Below are 18420 nucleotides of genomic sequence, written 5' to 3' on the forward strand. Positions count from 1 at the left end.
TCTTACAATGTCATTGGTACATCCATCAATAGGATTTCTGCATCTTGTGTTAGGGCTTTCAAAGCGATAGATTTTGTATTCCAGATACCCAAGCCATCACGTTGATTAACGGTTTGTCCATCGATTTCAAAATCACCTTTTAAAATGAAAGCATATACACCGTTTCCTTGACGTTTGATGTCGTAGTTGGCGGTTATTCCAGTATCAAAAGTTCCAATATTAAACCACGCATCTTGATGAATCCAAACGCCTGCATCTTCTGGATTAGGAGAGAGAATTTGTTGTAAACGATTGCGACGGTCTGCAATATCTAGCGTCATTTGGTCATAACGAGGCGTAACATTTTTCTTATTAGGAAATACCCAAATCTGTAAAAACTTTGTTTCTTTATCGCTATTGCGGTTGTATTCGCTATGATATACACCTGTACCAGCACTCATAACCTGAATATCTCCTTTTTTGATAACAGCCACATTGTTCATGCTGTCTTTGTGCTCAAGGTCACCCTCTAATGGAATCGAGATAATTTCCATATTGTCGTGTGGGTGCGTTCCAAAGCCACGACCTGCTGCTACTTGGTCGTCGTTGAGTACACGCAAAACACCAAAGTGGACTCTTTCTGGATTGTAATAATTAGCGAAACTAAAAGTATGATGACTTTTTAGCCATCCATGATTGGCATAGCCACGAGTATCGGCTTTATGCAATATTGTATTTGCCATGATTTTTGTCTGAGGATTGGGTAAATGATTCAAACCGATTACTTCCAATGGTTGCAATTCATCATTTTGATGATTGTTGAGTTCTTTTCCTAGAACTTTAGAACTCACAAACATGCCAGTTCCCAATATGCCTTTCTTAAGAAATTCCTTGCGTTCCATCGTCGTAAATCGTTTAAATAAATGAACAATACAAAGATGCACGAAGCACAAGCCTCAAAACATTGAACTAGGACAAGAATTTAGGAATAATTTGAAGATTTGAAAAGGATCTATATTATTTCGCTTATCGCCTACAGTAATCCTACTGTTTTGCCAATTTGGCTCGGACTTTACTCAAAAATTCGGCAGAAATACCCAAATACGAAGCAATATAATGTTGAGGAACTCTTTGAGGAATACTTGGATATCTCTTCAGAAAATCAAGATACTTTTCCATCGCAGGTTTGGCAATGGTATTGATTAATCGGTTTTGAGTAACAGACAAGTTCCGTTGTACTAGTAAACGGAAAAAACGTTCGAACCTAGGCGCTTTTTCGAGAAGTGTTTCTTTGGTGTTATGGTCAAGGTATAAAATTTCACAAGCCTCAAGCGTTTCGATAAAAATGTTACTCGGAACTTGTTCATGAAAACTTGCAATATCACTTATCCACCAGCCTTCCACGGCAAATTGTAGAATAACTTCCGCACCTTTATCGTCTAAATAATAAGTACGAGCACAACCTTTCACGATAAATGCTTCAATATCGCAAACGTCTCCAGCTTTTAGCAAAAAGGTTTTCTTCGGGACTTTTTTATAAGTCAATAGATCATTAAAAATGCTCAATTCTTCTGTTGTGAATGAAACATATTTACTAATAGCTTGATTAATGATATCGTTGTATTGACTTGAGTAAGGTTGCATAGGATACTGAAATAATGGGGCGTCAGCGTTTCACAAAGATAGAATTATTTCTGATAGGAGATTTAAAATCCTTCAATTCTCCAAATACCAGCGGCATGAGTTTTATTTTTCTCACCAGCTGGAGTAATAGCAAGACAGGTAGTTTTTATCGTTAGGCTTTCTGTAAATTGAAAAGTATTGGCAACTCCTTCTCTTATTAAATAACTCTTTTGAAAGCTGTCTAAGCTCCAATCATCTTGTATGGTGAATTGCTTAATTTTAGACTCTTCAACGCTGAAACTAAACAAGTCTTTATATAGCCCTGCTTCTTCCCACTTATCAGTTTGAGGATATATGTCAGTAGAATTTGCCGCAGCATATCGTGGAGGTATTAAGAATTTCGATTGATAGGAAATAACATTATTAGATTGCCCGACAAAGTAGGTTTTAAACTCATCGTATTTTCCACAAATTAGAAAATAGGTATTTTTCCCCGTCCAAAGATTATAGTAGGCAAGTCTTATTATATCATCAAATAGTCTCTGAGGTTCTTCTGTGTTAATGTTAGAGGTATCTTTCTTGGCAAGTTTAAATTCGAACACTTCTTCGATGTCGGACAAACCAGCATCTATTTCATGCAAGTCTTTTTCATAAATAACTAAATCTATTTTCCTGCTTTTGAATAAAGGATGAAGTTTTTCTAGTGCCACACGTTCGATGTGAGTACCAAAGGCAGTAATGGTATCAGCAATGGGATAACGGAGACTTGCTTCGTGGATTAACTGTTCTCTACCAATTCGGAGTTGGTAGCCCATCCATAGACATATTGCATCCACGATGGCATTTTCGCGAGTGTTATTGATGATCATAATAGGGTAGAAATGAAGATTTCAAATAGAGTATTTGATTCACATTGAAAAGCTTCTTAGGCTTCTAGTTTATGTTTAGTAATATCAAAATCTTCCTGACTCAGCTCATTGAGATGGTCACTGATAATAACACGCATCCATGGATTGTCCAAATGAGCGTCTATAAGTTCGTAATAAGGTTTTGTTCCAACATATTGTTGAACAGCAAAGTCTAGTATCTTGGAAGGCTCTCCCGAACCTGTGTATAATAAGACAGCTATTTTACCAATCTTTCCGTTGGGTGACTTAAAATCAGTTTCATTGATTTTTAAGCCAGGAATATTATTATTCATAAGTAGATGTATTTTTCTTGTAAAAGTAAAGATATGTTTTGTATAATGCTAAACTATTTGTAGTCAAATGATTATCTGTTATGGTTGTCCTTCACAAACTCCCAAGTTCGATAATCTCCCCAATAAATGCCATTTTGATTAGGAGCGTAAAAACCACAATGTCCGCCGTGAGCAGGATATTCACTGAAAAGATAATTCGACTTTTTAGCTTTATCCAAAATCGCACAGCTTTCTGATAATACAGGATCGTTAGCGGCATTTAAGATTAAAGAAGGAATTCTTATTTGGTCTACCACATGAATTGCACTACATGAATCATAATAGTCTGCTGCATTTTTGAGACCATGCAAAGGCGCAATATATTCTCCTGTAAACTCGTCTAAGGTTTTGTATTTTTCAAATAATGAAAACCATTTCGGGTCAATCAAATCAGTTCTTTTTTGTAAAAAACGATGAAGTTTACTTTTAAAACGATTTGCATAAAAGCCTTCGGCACCCATAGCATCCACACTTCCTTGAATATCGGTTGGCACTGAAATAGCCACTACTGATTTAATTTCTTGGGCTATGTTCGCACCTTGCTCTCCAGCATATTTGAGTGATATGTTTCCACCTTTGCTATATCCTACCAACGTAATTTGCTCATAATGTTTCATCGCTAAACAATGATTGACTACATACGCCAAATCTTGTGAATCGCCATGCGTTGTTAATCGTTCTAGGCGGTTATTTTCACCGCTAAGTCCTCTGTGATTCCAGCAAATGGCATCCCAATGATTTTGATTAAACAACTTTATCGCTCCCAAAATATAGGGTCGTGTGGCGTTTCCCAGAAATCCATGTGTAAAAATGACAAGCGATTTGCTAAGAACAGAACTTTTACTCCAATCCAAATCCAAAAAATCTCCGTCAGGCAATTCTATGCGCTCACGTGTATAATGCACACCCTCGACCTTACGAAGCGTAGAAGGGTAAATAGTCGAGAAATGTGGGTTTCTCCAGATATGTTTTGCTTTGTAAGATGACTCGATTAAAGGCATATTTTGGGAGTGATGAGTTTTGAGTGCGGAGTGTTGAATTTAGTAATTGCTCTTGATTGAGGTATTAGCCTTGAGCTATCAGCAGGCAGCATAAAAACTTATCCGATTGCTGATAGCTAACGGCTGAAAGCTCTTCGTCAGACTGTTGCGATATGTTCAATCTCAATTGGTTCGATTTTTTCGAGTTTACCAATAATTTGATTAGTCATATTTCTACGAAATTCTAGTTGTAAAGTACATTGATTGTCAAAAAGTTGATTCTTGACTTTCAGCCCAAATTCTTTTACCACTTTCATCACATCATTCATTTGAACAAACTCAAAACGTACTTCATAAATCTCATTAACTGTTTTTTCAATGATTTCCGCATTGACTAAGGCTTCTTGAGTAGCCGTTTTGTAGGCGTTAATCAGACCCGGAACGCCTAATAAAGTGCCACCAAAATAACGAACGACTACCACCAAAATATTAGTTATATCTTTTGACAATAAGACATTTAAAATTGGTTTTCCCGCCGAACCAGAAGGCTCTCCGTCGTCGTTGACCCTAAAATTGGTACGATCTTGTCCCAAGCGATAGGCATAGCAATGATGAACCGCTTTGAAATGTTCCTTTTTGAGTTGCTCCACTAGTTCTTTTACCTCTGACTCGTCTTCAATAGGATAGGCATAGGCAAAAAATTTACTGCCCTTATCTTTAAATAGCCCTTCAGCCGAGCCAGTAATGGTTTTGTAAGTATCTTCAAATAACATAAAATCTCAATTTTGATAGTTGCATAGCTCTTGATGGCGCCGTGCATAATATCTACAAATTTACTTAAGTAATTGGAGAAAATGATGCAATTAAGGATGATACGTGTTTGACTTCGTTGCTGAGTAGTTTGTAGCTACTACATAAAGCATAATTATGCGTAACTTTGTATTTTGAGATTGAAAACCGATATCGTATCAAATATCTGTTGGTACGATTAAAAGATATTATAATGCAAACGAATTATTATTTTCTTCGACAGCTTTCGAAGCGATTGGAAGAGGAGTTGGTAGGTTTGGTATTTGCCGAATGTTTTTCGCAAGAAAAAGATGAATTGGTTTTAGGCTTTTGTACAGATGGAAAACAGTGGAGAAAAAAGCGTGATTTTTATATTAAAGCTGTTTTGCATCCTGATTTTGCCTGTTTGAATTTTCCTGATGATTTTCGTCGCGCTGGGCGTAACTCGGTCGATTTGTTCAAGGAAATCAATGGTTTGAGGGTTGAAAGAATCCAACAATTTTTTAACGAAAGGGCTTTTGCACTGCATTTTGAAAACAATTTTACCCTGTTATTCAAAATGTACGGTAATCGCTCGAATATCGTCTTATTCGAAGGTGACGAGGTACTAGATTTGTTTCATAACAAATTGGTTGTCGATAATAACCTTTCTCTCCAAACACTCGACCGTCCGATTGATCAGAGTTTTGAGGCTTTTGTGGCAGCTAATGGACAACTAAACGTATTATTCCCAACTTTTGGAAAAGAAATCGTAAAGCTAATTCAGGGAAAAATTAAGGCATTAGAACAGCCAACACTCGAACAGCAATGGGCAATAGTTCAAGAAATACTCAATCAGTTGGAGGCTTCTCAGTTTTATATCAAAACCATCGATTATCAACCTGTGTTGTCGATGGTGCAGGAGGGTGGCGAACTGGTAAAAACCTTGACAGACCCTATTTTAGCGAGTAATGAATTATACTACTCTTTTGCCAAGATTAATGTTTTTGACAAAGAAAAAGGACAGTCTATTCGTCATTTACAAAAGCAAATCTCACGTACCCAAACATATATTGATAAGTCATATACGCAGCTTTCGAGCTTGGAAGAGGATGTCAAACATGAAGAAATTGCCAATATCATTATGGCCAATTTGCATGCGATTCCTGAGCGGACAGAGGTAATAGAGTTGTATGATTTTTATCGTGACAAACCTATTAAAGTACGGTTGAAGCCTGATTTGACCCCCCAAAAGAATGCTGAAAACTATTACCGAAAAGCTAAAAATGAAAAGATAGAAATCCAAAAACTCATGGAGAATATCGAGGCTAAAGAGGCATTGATGCAAGAATTGCAGGGACATATCAGCAAAGTGGAGGCAATTGAAAGTCTGCGAGAATTGCGAAAATACATTAAGAATAACGTTATCGAGCAAACCGATAAGCAGGTGCTGACAGTACAAGATTTATTCAAATATGTAAATTACCAAGGTTGGGAAATCTTAATTGGTAAAAATTCCAGAAATAACGATTTGCTTACTCAACGATATGCTCGAAAAGAAGACTTATGGCTTCATGCTCGTGATGTATCTGGCTCACACGTGGTCATTCGCCGACAAGCTGGGAAGAAGTTTCCAGTAAATGTCATTGAGAAGGCAGCAGGAATTGCAGCCTATTATTCTAAGCGTAGAAATGATACACTGTGCCCTGTGATTGTTACACCCAAAAAATATGTTCGCAAAACCAAGGATTTGATTGAAGGTCAGGTAATTGTAGACAAAGAAGAGGTTGTGCTTATTGAGCCAAGTTTGTAATTACCCGTAGAGACGTAATACTTTACGTCTCAAACTGAGTCAGGCATAGCATAATAATAGCAAAAAGCGGTTAGAAATTGTTTTCCAACCGCTTTTTTGATGCAGTACAAAATATGAAATTGGATTTAGACGTAAAGCATTATGTCTCTACAAAAAAATTAATAAAATTTGACACCTCATACCTGAAATAAATTATTTTTTATATCAAAAAGTTGCAATTGTTGTGCTAAGTAAAGTACTTTTGCTATTGTAGAACAGTGTAGAACTGTATAATATAATGTGCAATCATTTGAGCATCAAAAAAATTTGGATTATTCTTATAAAATCAGAATTAATTTCAAGTTTTTAACACAATATTGATATAAGTACCCAGTAAATAAATACATATTGCGTTGTTTGTTTTGCTTTTAAAATTGTAACTTTCAGATTCAAAATTTAATTTATCCCTGATTATAAACTATTCAAATCAATTCAACCCATGCACAAAGGACTGGAACTTATTGATTATCTGGTATTTCTCATTTATTTCGTGGTAGTGGCTGGCTATGGCTACTGGATTTATCAAAAGAAAAAATCAAAAGAAGCATCTTCTACAGATTTCTTCTTAGCTGAAGGTTCGCTTACATGGTGGGCAATTGGAGCATCGATGATTGCTTCAAACATTTCGGCAGAACAGTTCATTGGTATGGCTGGTAACGGCTACAAAATGGGTTTGGCAATTTCGACTTATGAGTGGATGGCTGCTGCTACGCTTATTATTGTGGCGGTATTCTTTATGCCAATCTACTTGAAGAACAAAATCTTTACAATGCCTCAATTCCTGAAACAACGCTATAACTCTACTGTGAGTACGATTATGGCTATTTTCTGGTTGATTTTATATGTTGTAGTAAACCTTACATCTATTCTATATCTTGGTGCATTGGCAGTTTCGACTATCTCAGGTCTTGATTTTACCTTGTGTATGTGGTGCTTAGCAATTTTTGCGGTAATCATCACCTTGGGAGGTATGAAAGTAATTGGTTTTACAGATGTAATTCAGGTATTCTTCTTGATTTTGGGTGGTTTGTGTACTACTTATCTAGCTTTGACTTTGGTATCAGACCAATTTGGTTCTCAAGGTGCAATGGAAGGTTTGAGTCATATTTTCAATAAGGCAGATGACCATTTCCACATGATTTTGAAAAGAGATAATCCAAACTTTACTTCTTTGCCAGGTTTGACAGTGTTAGTAGGTGGTATGTGGATTGTGAACTTGAACTATTGGGGATGTAACCAGTATATTACACAGCGTGCTTTGGGTGCTTCGTTACCAGTAGCTCGTGAAGGTTTGTTGTTTGCAGGTTTCTTAAAATTATTGATGCCAATCATCGTAGTATTGCCAGGTATTGCTGCTTATGTATTGCATGCCAATGGTATGTTCCAACAAGAAATGCTTGGTGCTGATGGTACAGTAAACGCTGACCACGCATATCCAGTATTGTTGAACTTGCTTACGCCAGGTTTGAAAGGTTTGTCTTTTGCGGCATTGACTGCGGCTATTGTAGCATCTTTGGCTGGTAAAGCGAACTCTATCTCGACGATTTTTACCCTAGATATTTATCAAAAATTCTTTAATAAGGAGGCTTCTGAAGAGCAATTGGTAAAAACTGGTCGTATCGTGATTGTAATAGCTATGGTACTTGCTATTTTGATTTCTCCATATTTGGGTATCGATAAAAAAGGTGGTTTTGACTTTATTCAAGAAATGACTGGATATGTATCTCCAGGTATCTTTGCGGTATTCTTGTTAGGTTTCTTCTGGAAACGTGCTAACTCGGCAGGTGCTATGGCTGCAACGATTGGTTCGGTTGTAATTTCATTGGTATTGAAAGATTTGCCAGAAATGACAGGTATGTATGATACTGTGTTTTACTCATCATTCTTGGATGGAGAAGGACATCATATCATTCCATTCCTTGACCGTATGGGCTTAACATTCTTAATCTGTGTGTTGATGATGGTAGTATTAGGTTTGGCAGATTCATCAACAAAAGATGGTGAGAAAGCGTTGAAAATCGATGCTTCTATGTTCAAAACTAACACGGCATTTGCAGTTGGAGCTTCTGTGATTATTGCTATTCTTGTGGTTCTTTACACAGTATTCTGGTAGTTTTTTAACAGAAATAACATAGATAGAATCTTGTAGGGTTAAGTTTGATAGATTGATGAGATAAAATATTCGTAATCAAAACTTATCAAATTTATTTAAGTAATTCCGAATTATTTAACTAGGATGATTCTGTTAATTTTATCAAAAAAGCGGTCGAAAATTATTTTTTCGACCGCTTTTTTGGTTTTATGATACTTGATATTGCATGGTTTAAGACGCAAAACATTGCCTCTCTACAGCAAGAGCACAAAATTTAAAATAATCACTCAATTAGTCAATCGCAAATCACTAAATGTTTTGTTGTAATTTTGCGGTATGTCAAATTCGTCAAAATACTTAATTATCATTGCTGGACCAACTGCCGTTGGCAAAACAGACCTATGTGTCAGGCTTGCTAAACACTTCGATACAGAAGTGGTTTCGGCAGATTCTCGACAGTTTTATCAAGAATTAGCTATTGGAACGGCTAAGCCTACCTCCGAGGAAATGCAAGGGGTAAAACACCATTTTATCGATTCTCACAGTATTGCCGATTATTACTCTGTTGGCGATTACGAACGTGATTGTTTGGCAGTATTAGAAGAAATTTTTACTCGTAAAGATGTAGCCATTTTGACTGGAGGTTCGGGGATGTTTATCAAAATCGTAACCGATGGACTCGACGAAATGCCTGAGGCGGATTTAGAGCTCCGCGAGTCATTAATGAAGCGTTTGGAAACGGAAGGGCTTGAAAGTTTATCAGCTCAATTGCGCGAGCTTGATCCCGTTTATTTTGAAGAAGTAGACCAACAAAATCCTCAAAGAATTGTCAGAGCCCTAGAGGTTTGTTTGGCTACGGGACAGCCTTTTTCGGCTTTTCGTAAAAAACAAAAAAAGGAAAGACCATTTGAGTGTATCAGAATCGCCCTTGAACGACCACGGGAAGAATTATACGCTCGTATTGATTTACGAATGGATTTGATGCTGGCGCAAGGGCTAGAAGAGGAGGCAAGAAGTGCTTTGCCATACCGAGAGCATTATGCCTTAAAAACAGTGGGCTATAAAGAAATATATGAGCATTGGGATGGTCAGTATGATCGTGATGAAATGGTGCGTTTGCTTAAAAGAAATACTCGTCGCTATGCCAAACGCCAATTGACATGGTTTCGAAACCAAGATGATTTCCAATGGTTCGATCCAAAGCAAGAGGCAGAAATAGTGAAATACATTGAAAATGTAATGTTGTAAAAGGAAGTTATGATAATGGCATATCAGTTAAACATATTTTGAGTAAAAATCCCGAAAGCCGAGTACCAAAAGCTCAAGCCATCATAACAAATGTAGCGGCCTCTATTAGAAGTCGCTACAAAAGAATCCTTAAACCAAAACTAAATTTAAAATCTGAGCTTTCCAACATTCAAATTTGATTGAATGAGGACGCAATATCTTGACGAAAAGCCACTATGATTTTGGTGAAATAACGTATTTACACAAAATCATTAAGACTTCTCTAAAATCTTCTTTGTAAAAAATTAACCTTTATTTTGTTGAAAAACTGTCCCTAAAACAGTAGCTCCCATGGCAACAAGCTTACTTTTTTCCTTAAGCTTTGCAATTGAAATGGTACTCTTTGTTTTAGTTTCTTTAGCGACCTTCTTCTCCGTTTTCTTTGGGGCTAATAGGTTATGAGGAAATCCAATAGCTAACGACTCGAAATTAACCGAAGTTGCAATTACAAAAGAGGTCAATACTATGAGCTTTTTCATGTGACTTGTAAGTTTTTTAGTGCTTTGAATCGTTAGTCGCTCAAGGCGATTTTTAATTACAATTCAAAGTTATAGGTTTTGTATAGTATTATGCAATACATAGTACCGTTTTTATTCCAGAAAACAGGATGAGTGGTAATCTGTTTGGATGAATGGTTGGCCTATTTGTCCATAAGATGCAGCTGGTAGAAGGAAAGTTGCAGGATGGCTGAAATATTTTTTCAACTATTTTTCAAAAAGAAATTTAAAGAGTTGTTGTGTGTTGTAAATCAATGGGTTATGTGGATTTGTTGGCTGAGATAAACTATTGTGCTATTGGAAAATAATGTAAGATAGGTATGATATTATCCTCAACTTTAGCATAATATCATTATCATACCGCTTTACAAAAACTTCTGTAATAGAATCCGACTTTGTTCTATTGGCTCACGTTTTTCAAAATCGATGATGTGAAAACCATTAGAAATACCAAAAATCTGCATGGCTTTTAGGTAATTTCTGGTTTTGAAGATAATACTAGAATACCCTTCTTTTTTTACCCAATCTTCCATTTGATCTGCTAAATTTTTAGCAATTTTTTGTTTTCGATACGCTGGCAATACAGCTCCCATCCAACTATAAAATGAACCATCGTCGCTTTTTTGATAGCCAGCTTTAAAGCCTACAGGTAGGTCTTCGTCATAAGCCACAAGGATGAGATGTTTAGGTGAATGATCAAAACGCTCTTGGTAAACATCCTTGGCATACAGATTTTCAAACTCGGGGATACCCGCCGATACGCTTAAAATGTCTTCTACGGTTCCTTGTCGATAAGATATTTGCATATTTTTTTAATTTTTTTTCATGCCACAAAGATAATTTTCATCTGAGTTAAATACCATACTTCCAAATTTTAGGATAGCCTAAAATTTTTTAGACTTAGAAAAGTAATATTTTTTGACTTTTGTTGCGTATATCATTTAGCGTTCAATCTGCTTGAAAATGTTTGGAAATTTGAATAATAGCCCCTAGATTTCGAAAAAATCAATTCAACGATATTCCTGTCAATCATTTGACAATCTTTATTATATCCTAATGAAAAATTGGGGCTGAATGCTATTGCCCTTTTACAACAAACTATTGTAAACTATGCATGAATTACTCAAATCGCTGGGCATTGCTCAGTTGAATCATGGTACAAGCACAGGACTCAAATCATGGTCTTCGGGCGATACGGTGATTGATTCTTTTTCGCCTGTTGATGCTGAACTAATAGCCCAAGTATATCAGACTACTCAGGAAGATTATGAGTTAGTTTTGAGCAAAGCACAAAATGCCGCTACCGAATGGCGGAATATACCAGCACCAAAGCGTGGTGAAATAGTACGCCAAATGGGAGAGGCTTTTCGTAAGCATAAGGATAACTTGGGAAAGTTGGTTTCTTATGAAATGGGAAAAAGTCTTCAAGAGGGATTGGGCGAAGTTCAAGAAATTATCGACATCTGCGATTTTGCCGTAGGACTTTCTCGTCAGTTATATGGATTGACCATGCATTCGGAGCGACCCTCACATCGTATGTATGAGCAATGGCATCCACTTGGAGTTGTTGGTATTATCTCTGCTTTTAACTTCCCTGTAGCCGTTTGGTCGTGGAATGCTATGTTGGCGTGGGTTTGTGGGAATGTTTGTATTTGGAAACCTTCTGAAAAAACACCACTGACAGCTATTGCTTGTCAGCATATTATTTCGGAGGTATTGCGTCAAAATCATCTTCCTGAAGGTTTGTCTTCGATTATTACGGGCAAGGCTCAAGTGGGAGATTGGTTGGTATCAGACAAACGTGTAGCCTTGATTTCTGCAACAGGTTCTACTCGCATGGGACGTGCGGTAGGAACTAAAGTTGCCGAACGTTTTGGGAAATGCCTATTAGAATTGGGCGGAAACAATGCCATCATTATCACTGAAAATGCTGATTTAAACATCGCAATTCCTGCTGTGGTATTTGGAGCGGTGGGCACCGCTGGACAGCGTTGTACGAGTACTCGCCGATTGATTATCCACGATTCTATTTATCAGCAGGTAAAAGAGCGTTTGGTCAAAGCTTATGCCCAATTAAGAATCGGAAATCCGCTTGATGCTCACAATCATGTTGGGCCTTTGATTGATAAAGATGCTGTTAGAGCATACTTGTCAGCAGCTGCGCAAGTGGTAGAGCAAGGCGGTAAAATGCTTATCGATGCGGAGGTTTTGGAAGGCGCAGGATTTGAGTCAGAATGTTATGTACGACCATGTATCGCCGAAGCTAAACCAGATTTTGCCATAGTTCAGCACGAAACATTTGCGCCTATTCTTTACTTACTATCTTACAGTACAATAGATGAAGCTATTGCGATTCAGAACAATGTGCCGCAAGGGCTTTCATCGGCAATTTTTACCTTAAACCTTCGTGAAGCTGAACAGTTTCTATCAGCTAATGGCTCAGATTGTGGTATCGCCAATGTCAATATTGGTACCTCGGGTGCTGAAATTGGTGGTGCTTTTGGAGGAGAAAAAGAAACAGGAGGAGGAAGAGAATCTGGTTCTGATGCTTGGAAATCCTACATGCGTCGCCAAACAAATACCATCAATTATGGTACTTCGTTGCCTTTGGCACAAGGAATAAAATTTGATTTTTAAACAAGAAAATAAGCAAAAGACTGTAAAAAAGACTTTTTCCATTTAGAATCTTTTGCCCAGATTTGATAACAAACTAATAAACTATTAACTAATTAAGCATTTATGAAAAATCAAGAAGCTATTACCCAAGCTCTGATGGAACAGCTTTGGCAGAACTATTGTCAACGAGTGAGTTATGCACGTGCGTATGCCGACATGGTTTTGGAAAAAGGTGGACAAGTTGTCAACGACCACTGTGCGTTTCGGACATTTAATACTTTTACAGGAAAGCAAAAAGCAGGAACAGAGGCTATTTCTGAAGTATTAGAAAGTTTGGGTTACGTAAAAATTGCACCTTATTCTTTTCCTTCAAAGCATTTGAATTCTTTTCATTATCAGCATCCGACGAATATCAATTTTCCGAAATTCTTTGTAACTCAACTTGAGGTAGCAGAATTGCCTTCAGAAACACAAGCGCTGATTAATGAAGCAGTGGCTTCTGGCGAAGATGCCCTTGCTGGAGATGCACGTAACTATTTATCTGAATTAGCAGAAACCAAAGAATTAACAGATGAAAAAGCTGAAGTCTTGGTTGCTGCATTAGTGAATTTCTTTGGTCGTCCTTGGAAGCCCGCTAAAAAAAGCACCATTCTGGAAGTAAATAAGGTGTCTCAGTTTGCAGCATGGACATTATTACATGGAAATTCCGTAAATCACTTTACGGCTTATATCAACTATCAGAAAGTTGAAGGATGGAATGATATAGAATCAACCATGAAAGCTTTGGAAGAAGCAGGAATTCCAATCAAAACTGCTATTGAAGGTGCCAAAGGAAGCAAGCTTCGTCAGAGTTCAACACAAGCAGTAGATGAACTTTGCCCAGTAATAGAGGAGGATGGAAGCGAAGGACAATTACAATGGTCGTATGCTTACTATGAATTAGCAGAGCGCAATTACATCGAGCAAGATGGTCAACAAGTTTGGTTTGACGGCTTCTTAGGTGAACAGGCTACAAACCTTTTTGAAATGACGAAGAGATAAGGTAACAGGCACAAAGTTGTTAGGGGATAGTAGAGACGCAATGCTTTGCGTCTTAGGGATAGTTGTAATTGGCACAAAGGTTTTTAGGCACTAGATAGATGATAGGGGTGAGGGTGTTAGTAATCTAAAATTTACATTCACAATTCATCATTCACAACTCATCACTAATCCCCCTTACCCCTTATTTAAACATTAACTTTCTATGAAAAAAATACTTGTAATTGGAATGGGAAAAGTGGGCTCTTTGGTAGGAGTGTTACTTTCCAAAAAATTTGAAGTGACTGGTCTCGACAAAAATGGACCTGCCACTGAAGTTGGTTTCCCAACAATCAAAGGGGATGTTACTGACCGTACATTGCTCGAAAAATTAATCCCAGATTTTGATGCAGTGGTATCTTGTATGCCCTACAATTTGAATTTGGCTATAGCCGAAACTGCGTATCATTCTGGAAAGCACTACTTTGATTTGACTGAGGATGTACCAACAACCACTGCCATTCGTGAAATGGCCGAAAGAGGAAGTCGAGCTGTTCTGGCACCGCAGTGCGGTTTGGCGCCTGGTTTTATTGGTATTGTAGGTGCAGATTTGGCTAATCGCTTTACTCGTTTGCGAGACATTGAGCTTCGTGTTGGTGCTTTACCCAAGTATCCTAATGGATTGTTGGGGTACTCTTTTACTTGGTCACCTGCTGGGGTTATCAACGAATATATCAATGATTGTGAAGTGATTCATAATGGCAAAATAAAACTTGTTCCTGCGCTCGACGGACTCGAAACCATCAATATCGAAGGCATGGAGTTTGAAGCCTTTAGTACATCTGGGGGCTTAGGTACGATGTGCGAAACTTATGCTGGAAAGGTAGACACGCTTAATTACAAAACGATTCGTTATCCAGGGCATGGCAAATTGATGCGTTTTTTACTTTATGAATTAATACTAAAAGACCGTCGTGAATTAATTGAAGAAATTTTGACCGAAGCCAAACCTCCTGTTCAGGAAGATGTGGTATATGTATATGCCGTAGTTGAAGGCTGGAAAAACGACCGTATTGAGCGAGAAGAATTTTATCGTGCCTATTCGCCCATTAAAATTGATGGAAAACATTGGCGTGCAATTTCATGGACAACAGCAGCCTCAATCGTTGCAGTTGTAGAATTAGTGGCTGAAGGCAAGTTGCCCCAAACGGGTTTTATCAAACAAGAAGATATTCCTTTAGCAGATTTACTTGCTACGACCACAGGGCAGTTTTTCAATTAAAGATATAAAAAGAAAACACGGAAAACAAAGTGTAAATCTATGCCTAGTTTTCCAATAGTGTAAAAACATATTAAAGAGTACTGTAGGTGTGATAAAAACAAATAATATGGCTTTTATTACACCTATAGGGCTATTGTTATGTTAGTATGTTCGTAAAACTAATCTGTTTCATCAAGAATTATCACGTCTTATGTCGAAAGACTAACACTAGTTGCCTCTTTTTAACTTCTCTTTTGAGTAAAAAAAAAACATCCCAGACTTTTGTATAAAACTATCTATTAAAAAATCTATGGTACAAAAGTTTATTAACGGATGTCTTTTGGTATGTGCGCTTACTTTTACGGCCAATGCTCAAAAGGAAAAATGGACTTCATTATTTGACGGCAAAACCTTAAAAGGTTGGAAACAACTTGGAGGTCAAGCAAAATATGAAGTTAAAAATGGTGAAATCGTGGGTACTACTGTCTCAGGAACTCCCAACTCATTTTTGTGTACAGAAAAAGACTATGGCGATTTTGTTTTCGAAGTAGAGCTTAATGTTGCTGAAGGTATGAACTCAGGCGTTCAGTTCAGAAGCTTGTCGAAAGCAGACTACCAAAATGGTCGTGTACATGGCTATCAAATGGAAGTTGACCCTTCAGACCGTGCTTGGTCGGGTGGTTTGTATGATGAGGCTCGTCGTGATTGGTTGTATATTCCCAACATCAATCCTGCTGGTCAGAAAGCTTTCAAACGTGGTGGGCAATGGAACAAATACCGTGTAGAGGCTATTGGTAATGTTATTCGTACTTGGATTAACGATATTCCAGTAGCTTGTTTGATTGATGATGTAACAGACAAAGGATTTATTGCCTTGCAGGTACACTCTATTGGTAAAGACCAAGCGCCAGGCCAACAAATCCGTTGGAGAAATATCCGTATTCAAACTGGGGCTGATATCCATCCACATCCAGCAGACAACACACCTGTTGTCAATCTAACGCTCAACAATCTATCTGAGCAAGAAAAATCACAAGGTTTCAAATTGTTATTTAATGGTAAAGACTTTACAGGTTGGAGAGGCGTTCACCAAGACAAAATGCCTACTATCCACTGGAAAGTTGTTGATGGTACAATCAATGTGAGTCCTTCGGATGGTTCGGAAACGGGTAACGATATTGTAGCAACCGAACAGTACGGGGCATTCGAGCTAACATTTGAGTTTAAATTGTCAGATGGAGCTAATGCAGGGGTAAAATACTTTGTAAATGAAGATTTTGACTCAAATGGTAAATCTGGAGTTGGTCTGGAGTTTCAGGTATTAGATGATGAAAAACATCCAGATGCCAAAATGGGTGCTGTAGGCAATCGTACCTTGGGAAGTTTATATGACTTAATTCCTTCTTATAAACCTGATAAACGTTTCCAAAGAAAAATCGGAGATTGGAATCAAGGTCGTATCATCGTATATCCAAACAATATCGTTCAGCACTGGCTAAATGGTTTTAAAGTGGTAGAATACGAAAGAGGAAGCAATATTTTCAAAGCACTTGTGGCTCGTAGTAAGTATGCTAAATATGATGGCTTTGGTATGGGAAAAACAGGTAATATCCTCCTCCAAGACCACGGCGACAACGTGTCGTTCAGAAATCTAAAGATTAGAACAATAGAAAAATAGCCTTAAGCAGTAAGCAAAAGGCTTTAAGCACTGCCTACAGCTTACTGCTTAAAGCCTTTTGCTGTAATATTTACCTCCCAATTTTACCTAGTAACTAATAATTTCAAACTCACTGTTTATCATGGAAAGAAGAGACTTTGTCAAAAAATCAGCTATTGCATCTTTAGGTGCTTTGGCATTTAGTCCCAAATCATACTCAAAAATTATAGGAGCTAACGACCGTGTACGTGTAGGTTGCGTTGGATATTCTGACCGCTTTCGTGCTTCTCACGTACCTCCATTCAAAGCATTCATGAAAGAAATGAACTTTGAAATGGTAGCAGTTTCAGACCTTTGGAATCGCCGTCGTGAAGAAGGAAAAGCATTTTTGGAAAAAGAGTTAGGCAACTCAATCACCACATATCGCAACAACGACGAGCTATATGCAGCCAAAGCAGTAGATGCTGTATTTATCTCTACGGCTGACTTCCAACACGCTATTCATACAATCGAAGCAGTACAAGCTGGCTGTGATACTTATACCGAAAAACCACTTGCTGAGACAATGGATGATGCTCGTGCGGTATTGAAAGCAGTGAAAAGCTCAGGGAAAATCGTACAAATTGGTTCGCAACGCCGTAGTGGACAAAACTACTTTGCGGCTGAAGATTATATCAAATCAGGTAAATTTGGCGATATCAAAATGGTAGAGCTAATGTGGAACGTAAACCAGCCTGGTCGTTGGAGACGTCCAAAGTTGACATCAATTTTGAAAGAATCAGATATCGACTGGAAACGTTTCTTAATCAACCGTCCTGCTGATTCTTTTGATCCACGCAAATATTTAGAATACCGTTTGTTCTGGCCATATTCTTCGGGTATTCCTGGTCAATGGATGAGCCACCAAATTGATACTGTACACTGGTTTACTGGCCTAGAGCATCCACGTAGTGCTGTTGCTAATGGTGGTATTTACCAGTGGAACGACGGTCGTAAAAATGCAGATACTATGACCGTGGTATTTGATTACGGTCCTGAAAATGATAAAAACAAAGGCTTCCAAGTACAGTTTACAAGCCGTTTCTCAAACTCTGCTGGTGGTACAAAAGAAATTTACTACTCAAATGGTGGTGAGTTGAACCTTGATACTAACAAAATCTCTCCTCGTGGTGGTTTGACAGAAAGAGAAGCTGCTGAAATGGGCTTAAAAGCGAATCTGTTGCCAGAGCTTTCATTGAGTGAAGTAACTAAGATTGAAACTAACGCTAATACAGGTTATGACATATTGACGTCTAACCACATCAGAAACTGGATGGAATGTGTTCGTTCTCGTAAAACACCAAACGCTCCTATCGAAGCTGGTTACCAACACTCAATCGCTTGTATCATGGCCAATGCTGCTTACCGTACTGGTGAAAGAGTAACTTTCGATGCTAAGACACAAAATGTAATGGCTGGTTCGAAAATCTTCAAATACTAAGATTAAATAGTATTCATGTATAAACAAAAATCCCACTCAAAAGGTGGGATTTTTGTTTTAAGGAGAGAGGT

General features: G+C 37.8%; 16 protein-coding genes. 8 read left to right on the top strand and 8 right to left on the bottom strand.

All coding sequences use genetic code 11. From position 1 onward, the window contains the following. Positions 1–2: 2 nt before the first annotated feature. The 6 genes from QM491_RS02640 to QM491_RS02665 form a co-directional block, all read right to left on the bottom strand. Positions 3–722, bottom strand: a complete 720-nt coding sequence (locus tag QM491_RS02640; protein ID WP_445451915.1) for a pirin family protein — start codon at positions 720–722, stop codon at positions 3–5. A 301-nt stretch (positions 723–1023) separates the two neighbouring features. Then, entirely contained in the window at positions 1024–1623 is a 600-nt protein-coding gene (locus tag QM491_RS02645) for a Crp/Fnr family transcriptional regulator (protein WP_283325704.1), read from the bottom strand. Between the two features lie 62 nt (positions 1624–1685). Next, positions 1686–2471: a hypothetical protein gene (locus QM491_RS02650; protein WP_283325705.1), complete on the bottom strand. Its 786-nt coding sequence runs from the start codon at positions 2469–2471 to the stop codon at positions 1686–1688. Positions 2472–2527: 56 nt separating this feature from the next. Then, the gene (locus tag QM491_RS02655; protein ID WP_095166977.1) at positions 2528–2803 is read right to left on the bottom strand and encodes a hypothetical protein; all 276 of its coding nucleotides are present in this window, start codon (positions 2801–2803) and stop codon (positions 2528–2530) included. Between the two features lie 71 nt (positions 2804–2874). Next, complete coding sequence (locus QM491_RS02660; protein ID WP_283325706.1) at positions 2875–3843, bottom strand: YheT family hydrolase; 969 nt, start codon at positions 3841–3843, stop codon at positions 2875–2877. A gap of 137 nt (positions 3844–3980) precedes the next feature. Continuing rightward, positions 3981–4595: a YigZ family protein gene (locus tag QM491_RS02665; protein ID WP_283325707.1), complete on the bottom strand. Its 615-nt coding sequence runs from the start codon at positions 4593–4595 to the stop codon at positions 3981–3983. A 230-nt stretch (positions 4596–4825) separates the two neighbouring features. Between QM491_RS02665 and QM491_RS02670 the strand changes: the two genes are divergently transcribed. The 3 genes from QM491_RS02670 to miaA all read left to right on the top strand — a co-directional run bounded on the left by QM491_RS02670 (position 4826) and on the right by miaA (position 9782). Continuing rightward, positions 4826–6403 (top strand): NFACT RNA binding domain-containing protein, encoded by a 1578-nt coding sequence (locus QM491_RS02670; RefSeq protein ID WP_283325708.1) that lies wholly within the window; start codon positions 4826–4828, stop codon positions 6401–6403. 478 nt (positions 6404–6881) lie between these two features. Further along, positions 6882–8555: a sodium/sugar symporter gene (locus QM491_RS02675; protein ID WP_283325709.1), complete on the top strand. Its 1674-nt coding sequence runs from the start codon at positions 6882–6884 to the stop codon at positions 8553–8555. Positions 8556–8870: 315 nt separating this feature from the next. Further along, positions 8871–9782, top strand: coding sequence for a tRNA (adenosine(37)-N6)-dimethylallyltransferase MiaA (gene miaA / locus QM491_RS02680; RefSeq protein WP_283325710.1), 912 nt, complete (start codon positions 8871–8873; stop codon positions 9780–9782). A gap of 284 nt (positions 9783–10066) precedes the next feature. On the opposite strand, the gene QM491_RS02685 is transcribed toward miaA, so the two are convergent. Both QM491_RS02685 and QM491_RS02690 read right to left on the bottom strand, forming a co-directional pair. Continuing rightward, on the bottom strand, positions 10067–10300 hold the full coding sequence (locus tag QM491_RS02685; RefSeq protein ID WP_166552946.1) for a hypothetical protein: 234 nt from the start codon (positions 10298–10300) through the stop codon (positions 10067–10069). A gap of 383 nt (positions 10301–10683) precedes the next feature. Next, positions 10684–11124: a GNAT family N-acetyltransferase gene (locus QM491_RS02690; protein ID WP_283325711.1), complete on the bottom strand. Its 441-nt coding sequence runs from the start codon at positions 11122–11124 to the stop codon at positions 10684–10686. Between the two features lie 304 nt (positions 11125–11428). Between QM491_RS02690 and amaB the strand changes: the two genes are divergently transcribed. From amaB to QM491_RS02715, 5 genes are all read left to right on the top strand, one after another. Further along, complete coding sequence (gene amaB, locus QM491_RS02695) at positions 11429–12955, top strand: L-piperidine-6-carboxylate dehydrogenase (RefSeq protein WP_283325712.1); 1527 nt, start codon at positions 11429–11431, stop codon at positions 12953–12955. A 102-nt stretch (positions 12956–13057) separates the two neighbouring features. Continuing rightward, a complete protein-coding gene (locus tag QM491_RS02700) occupies positions 13058–13975 on the top strand; it encodes a DUF1338 domain-containing protein (protein WP_283325713.1) in 918 nt (305 codons plus the stop codon). Between the two features lie 202 nt (positions 13976–14177). Then, on the top strand, positions 14178–15233 hold the full coding sequence (locus QM491_RS02705; RefSeq protein ID WP_283325714.1) for a saccharopine dehydrogenase family protein: 1056 nt from the start codon (positions 14178–14180) through the stop codon (positions 15231–15233). 289 nt (positions 15234–15522) lie between these two features. Continuing rightward, complete coding sequence (locus tag QM491_RS02710; protein WP_283325715.1) at positions 15523–16890, top strand: 3-keto-disaccharide hydrolase; 1368 nt, start codon at positions 15523–15525, stop codon at positions 16888–16890. Positions 16891–17011: 121 nt separating this feature from the next. After that, complete coding sequence (locus tag QM491_RS02715) at positions 17012–18349, top strand: Gfo/Idh/MocA family protein (RefSeq protein WP_374761242.1); 1338 nt, start codon at positions 17012–17014, stop codon at positions 18347–18349. The last annotated feature ends 71 nt before the right edge of the window (positions 18350–18420 follow it).

The sequence above is a fragment of the Flectobacillus longus genome (assembly GCF_030056705.1).
Lineage (GTDB): Bacteria > Bacteroidota > Bacteroidia > Cytophagales > Spirosomataceae > Flectobacillus > Flectobacillus longus.

What these genes read in the sequence shown, in the direction of transcription:
- QM491_RS02640 (WP_445451915.1), bottom strand. Translation starts at nt 722, where the DNA reads ATGGCAAATACAATATTGCATAAAGCCGATACTCGTGGCTATGCCAAT.
- QM491_RS02645 (WP_283325704.1), bottom strand. Translation starts at nt 1,623, where the DNA reads ATGCAACCTTACTCAAGTCAATACAACGATATCATTAATCAAGCTATT.
- QM491_RS02650 (WP_283325705.1), bottom strand. Translation starts at nt 2,471, where the DNA reads ATGATCATCAATAACACTCGCGAAAATGCCATCGTGGATGCAATATGT.
- QM491_RS02655 (WP_095166977.1), bottom strand. Translation starts at nt 2,803, where the DNA reads ATGAATAATAATATTCCTGGCTTAAAAATCAATGAAACTGATTTTAAG.
- QM491_RS02660 (WP_283325706.1), bottom strand. Translation starts at nt 3,843, where the DNA reads ATGCCTTTAATCGAGTCATCTTACAAAGCAAAACATATCTGGAGAAAC.
- QM491_RS02665 (WP_283325707.1), bottom strand. Translation starts at nt 4,595, where the DNA reads ATGTTATTTGAAGATACTTACAAAACCATTACTGGCTCGGCTGAAGGG.
- QM491_RS02670 (WP_283325708.1), top strand. Translation starts at nt 4,826, where the DNA reads ATGCAAACGAATTATTATTTTCTTCGACAGCTTTCGAAGCGATTGGAA.
- QM491_RS02675 (WP_283325709.1), top strand. Translation starts at nt 6,882, where the DNA reads ATGCACAAAGGACTGGAACTTATTGATTATCTGGTATTTCTCATTTAT.
- miaA (WP_283325710.1), top strand. Translation starts at nt 8,871, where the DNA reads ATGTCAAATTCGTCAAAATACTTAATTATCATTGCTGGACCAACTGCC.
- QM491_RS02685 (WP_166552946.1), bottom strand. Translation starts at nt 10,300, where the DNA reads ATGAAAAAGCTCATAGTATTGACCTCTTTTGTAATTGCAACTTCGGTT.
- QM491_RS02690 (WP_283325711.1), bottom strand. Translation starts at nt 11,124, where the DNA reads ATGCAAATATCTTATCGACAAGGAACCGTAGAAGACATTTTAAGCGTA.
- amaB (WP_283325712.1), top strand. Translation starts at nt 11,429, where the DNA reads ATGCATGAATTACTCAAATCGCTGGGCATTGCTCAGTTGAATCATGGT.
- QM491_RS02700 (WP_283325713.1), top strand. Translation starts at nt 13,058, where the DNA reads ATGAAAAATCAAGAAGCTATTACCCAAGCTCTGATGGAACAGCTTTGG.
- QM491_RS02705 (WP_283325714.1), top strand. Translation starts at nt 14,178, where the DNA reads ATGAAAAAAATACTTGTAATTGGAATGGGAAAAGTGGGCTCTTTGGTA.
- QM491_RS02710 (WP_283325715.1), top strand. Translation starts at nt 15,523, where the DNA reads ATGGTACAAAAGTTTATTAACGGATGTCTTTTGGTATGTGCGCTTACT.
- QM491_RS02715 (WP_374761242.1), top strand. Translation starts at nt 17,012, where the DNA reads ATGGAAAGAAGAGACTTTGTCAAAAAATCAGCTATTGCATCTTTAGGT.